At 38.4% G+C, this 5,033-nt stretch carries 1 protein-coding gene; it reads right to left on the reverse strand.

Annotated elements, in window-relative coordinates; translation table 11 throughout:
• On the reverse strand, window positions 1-5,033 hold a 5,033-nt coding region (locus tag FNW02_RS37265; protein ID WP_191762486.1), incomplete at both ends, for a non-ribosomal peptide synthetase.

The following is a 5,033-nucleotide window of genomic DNA, read 5'->3' on the forward strand; positions in this document are numbered from 1 at the left end:
TGTATTCTGATGTAACGCAACTGAATCGTAAACGTAGAGCATCATGATGTTCTAATAATTGCTCTACAGCTTTCTTTAGGAATTCCGCTTTGATATTTTTGGGAATCTCTAATAAAACTGATTGGTTATAATGATGGGCTTCTGAAGAATTTTGTACCAAGAATCTGTGCTGAATTGGCGTTAGGTTTGCAACTCCAGTAACTAGACCTTGTTTACATTCAAAATTAACTACTATATTAGCGACTTTGGCTAATTTAGCAATAGTTTGATTTTGGAATATTTGTTTGATACTGATTTCTATTCCTAAGTTTTTCGCACGAGAAACTACTTGAATACTAAGAATAGAATCACCACCAATTTCAAAGAAGTTGTCGTGGATACTGATTTTTTCCAAGATCAGCAGTTCTTGCCAAATGTTGGCTAAAGTTTGTTCTACTTGGGTGCATGGTGCTACGTATTCGTGAACTCTTGTGATTGTTCCATCAGGTGCGCTTAGTGCTTTTCTATCTACTTTGCCATTTGGTGTTAACGGTAGACTGTCCAAAGTCACAAAAGCAGTAGGAATCATGTATTCTGGTAGCTTCTGTTTGAGAAAAATAGGTAATTTTGCAACCAGATCGCGATTTGATTCTCGTTTTAAGGGATTGTTGGCATAAACACTCCAGACTTTAACCTCTGACGTTACCTCCAAGTTAGGAATTATTTTCTGGGAGTCAAATGGAGATTCATTGCGTATGAAGATAGCATTGTAGCAACCATTTTCGCCAGCACCAGACCAAGTAATATATACCTCATAAGGTAATCGATCGCTCAAACTACACAAATCGTCTGGCTCTACCCCTACTTGTTTTTGGAGATGTAAAGTATTACGCAATTGACCTATAGTTTTGCGTCCGTTTGACTTAGAAAGCTCTTGAACAAGTGTGACGTCTTCTTGTAAACGAGCATTCGGTATATGTTTAATACCAATTGCTGGAGGCTTTTTATCTGCTAAAATTTCTGCGATCGCTGATAAATTTAAACCATTATTTTGATAATCAAGCCATTCGGATATGACTGTGGAAGATACTTCTTTGTTAACATGAAGAACTACCTGATAACGGAACTTAGTTAGCTCATTATGGTACTCACCAGGTTTTAACAGAATTTGAACATGTTTGATTTGCGGCAGATGTTGCTTTAAAGCTAAAAAGAAGGCAGGATCAATTACCAATTCTTCATCTTGATTCACACCATTTTTCACCTGCTGTCTCAATTGGTCTATGGTTAACGAATCTGAAGCGCGATAAAACTTAGTTGCTGCATGAAAAGTTTCTAATAATGACAAGTTGCGAACATCACCAATAAATATGAAACCACCTTTAGCCAAAGTTTTTACTGCACCTTGTAAAACTTCTACTAAGTAATCGATGCTGGGGAAATACTGCACAATTGAGTTAAGAATAACAGCATCGAATCTACCTTCTTCAATATCTGTAAAATCATCAGCAAGTTTCTGGCTTAGGCTTACGTGTGAATAACTATCTCCCAGCTGCTTGATTTGCTGTTCAACATAACCTAAAGCTGGTGCACTAAAATCAGTACCACAGTAACTCAAGCAATGAGGAGCAATCTGGAACAACAACATCCCTGTACCACAACCTATCTCCAACACATGTCCTGGTTGCCATTTGAGTATTTGCTCAACTGTAGAATCTGCCCATTGACGCATCTGTTCTTGAGGGATTTGCTTACCTGTATAGCTGCTTTCCCATCCTACGGTGTTGTAGCTGGATTCTTCGATCTCTACCTCTGAACTGTAGAGATTGTGATACATTTGTTGCCATTGCTCAATATGTGATGACTGTAATGGATTTGTTGCTTGGGATTGATTTTTTTGCTCAGAAACCACATAAGCGACTAAGCGTTTGTTACTAGGAATATCTTCTCTGACAATAACTACAGCTTGTTGGACTTGGGGATGGGTTTTAAGAACTGCTTCGATTTCTTCGGATTCGATGCGAAAACCACGAATCTTTACTTGATAGTCAATGCGACCTAGGAATTCGATATTACCATCGCCTAAGTAGCGAACTAGGTCGCCTGTTTTGTAAAGCCGTTGTGATTTTGAATCTGAGAAGGGGTTGGGAATAAATTTTTCTTGTGTTAATTCTGGGCGATTTAGGTAACTTCTTGCTAAGCCATCACCTCCAATGTACAGTTCCCCAGGTACGTCTATGGGTACTTGTTGGAGGTACTCGTCTAGGATGTATGTTTGGGTGTTACTTATAGGGCGACCGATAGGAATAGTTGTAGCGTCTTCTGGAATATCCTGTACCAAGTACCAGGTAGTGAATGTTGTATTTTCTGTCGGGCCATAAACATGGAGCAGTCGCTTTGGTGACCCATTTTTCAAAACTTCTTTGACCGACTTAATATCGACAGCTTCTCCTCCAAACATCAATTGTTGCACCGAATGAAAAGCTGACGGTACAACATTTACAACCTGATTAAATAAGGCAGTTGTTAAAAACAAGACGCTAATTTTTTGCTCTTGGATAAAGTTGGCAAAATCCTTGGGAGATAAAACTATATCCTTAGAAACCCAAATTAGCTTAGCTCCATGCAGCAATGTTCCCCAAATCTCAAAAGTGACAGCATCAAAGGAAAAGTTTGAGATAAAAGCAATTACATCTTTTGGTTGTAAATTAATGTAATTTGGATTAATTACCAAGCGATTTACCGCTTGGTGAGGAACAGTAACCCCTTTGGGCTTTCCAGTAGAACCAGAAGTGTAAATAACATAAGCCAAATTATCAGAAGTTACTTCAACATCATCAAGATTCTGCTGAGTATATTGGTTAATAGATACCCAATCTTTATCTAAACAAACTACCTGTACTTGATTTTGTGGCAAGGATTCCAACAATGATCTCTGGGTAAGCAACACCTCTACATTAGAATCCTCTAACATATAACTCAATCGTTCTTGGGGATAACTGGGGTCAAGGGGTACATAAGCACCACCAGCCTTGAGTATCCCTAACAATCCCACCACCATCTCTACTGAATGTTCTACGCAAATACCCACCAACACTTCTGCTCCCACACCAAGGCTTTGCAAGTAATGCGCTAGTTGGTTAGCTCTTTGATTTAATTGTTGATAGGTCAACTGCTCTCTATCAAACACCACCGCTACAGCATCCGGTGTTCTCTCTACCTGTTGCTCAAATAACTGATGAATACATTTATCAGTGGGATATTCAGTAGCAGTATCATTCCACTCCACTAACAACTGATGACGTTCTGCTTGAGTTAACAAAGGTAATTCACCCACCGTCTGTGAAGGATTTTCCACAATTGCACAGAAAATGGTTTGCAAATGTCCTAACATCCGCCCAATCGTATCTGATTCAAAACGAGTACTATCGTAACGAATTTTAATTAACAACTCATTCCAAGGTTCTGCAATTAAAGTCAATGGATAGTTAGTTTGTTCAAAAGCCTCCATCTGGTTGAGCTGTAGCGAACAGTCTTCATTCAATAAAGAACTATCAACTGGATAATTCTCAAATGCCACAATACTTTCAAATAAAGATGTTCCTCCTCTTATTTCGCTCCTAGCTTGAATATCAAACAGTGGAGTGTAAGAGCGCTCCTGTAATTCCAGCATTAACTGTTGTATTTGTTGCAGCCAAGATATTAGTTGCTGTTGGGGGGATATTTGGAGACGTAACGGTAAGGTATTGACAAATAATCCCACCATCTCCTCCACTCCAGACAAATTGGCTGGACGACCAGCAACAGTCACACCAAATACTACATCTTTCTCGCCACTATAACGACTTAATAGTAATGCCCAAGCTGCTTGTACTATAGTTGATAAAGTTACACGGTGCTGTTGTGCCACATATTGTAACTTCAGATTCACTCTCTGAGGCAAACGTAATTCAAGTTTCTTATAATCCGATGATTGATGCTGCTGAATTTGAAAGTTCAGCTTATTTACTCTCAGGGGAGTCGGAGTGCTAAAACCTTGCAAAGTTTGTTGCCAAAAGTCAAGAGCAGCAACATGATCTTGCTCGTACAACCAAGCAATATAATCACTGTAGGGAAATGGTTTTGACAAATTACAAATTTCCCCTGCAACTTCAGCTTCATAGAAACTTAAAACATCTTTGAAGATAATCGATAAACACCATCCATCTATAAGAAGGTGGTGATGATTCCAAATGAATTTGTAACTATCGTCACTTAATTTAATTAACGTACACTCCATTAATGGTGCTTGGTTGAATTGAAAACCAAGTTTTCTTTGTGTTTGCAACAACTCTGATAATTGCTGTTGTTGCTCTGTGGTTGATAGTCCTTGCCAATCGAGATTACTCCAAGGTAAATTAACTTGTTTAAGTACTACTTGTAATGGAGTTGTCCGATTTTCCCAAACAAATAATGTACGTAAAACTGAATATCTATCTACAACTTTTTGCCAAGCTAATTCAAAAGCAGCAACATTGAGATTACCCTTCAAATTTAAGGTGATTTGCTCTTGATATACCCCACTTTCAGGCGCATCAAGGCTATGGAATAATATTCCTTGTTGTGTCGGAGAAAGCCTATAAATTGAATCAACGTTTTTAGTTTTGATAGAAGCTAATAATTTATCAATTTCTACTTGATTCAATTGTGCATCAGGGAAATCTGATGGTGTGTATCCTCTATTCTCTTCTAATTGACAATGTTCTATTATCGACCTGATTGCCTGAATATAACTCTGTGCCAAATTCTCGACTGTGGCTTGAGCATGAACATTACTACTGTAAGTCCAATCAATTTGTAATTCGCCTTCTACCACCAGAGCATTAATATCTAATAAATAGTCACGATTCTGCCTTAAACTATGGTTGCCTCCAGTAGATTTTGAAACAAATTTCCAACCAGTTTGCAATTGGACTTGGTCAAATTGTCCGAGGTAGTTAAAACTGATTTCTGGAGTGGTGAGTGTTTGTATGTCAGTGACAGCAGTATCTTCACACAAGTAACGCAAGATACCA

Source organism: Komarekiella delphini-convector SJRDD-AB1 (assembly GCF_014831675.1).
Classification (GTDB): domain Bacteria; phylum Cyanobacteriota; class Cyanobacteriia; order Cyanobacteriales; family Nostocaceae; genus Komarekiella.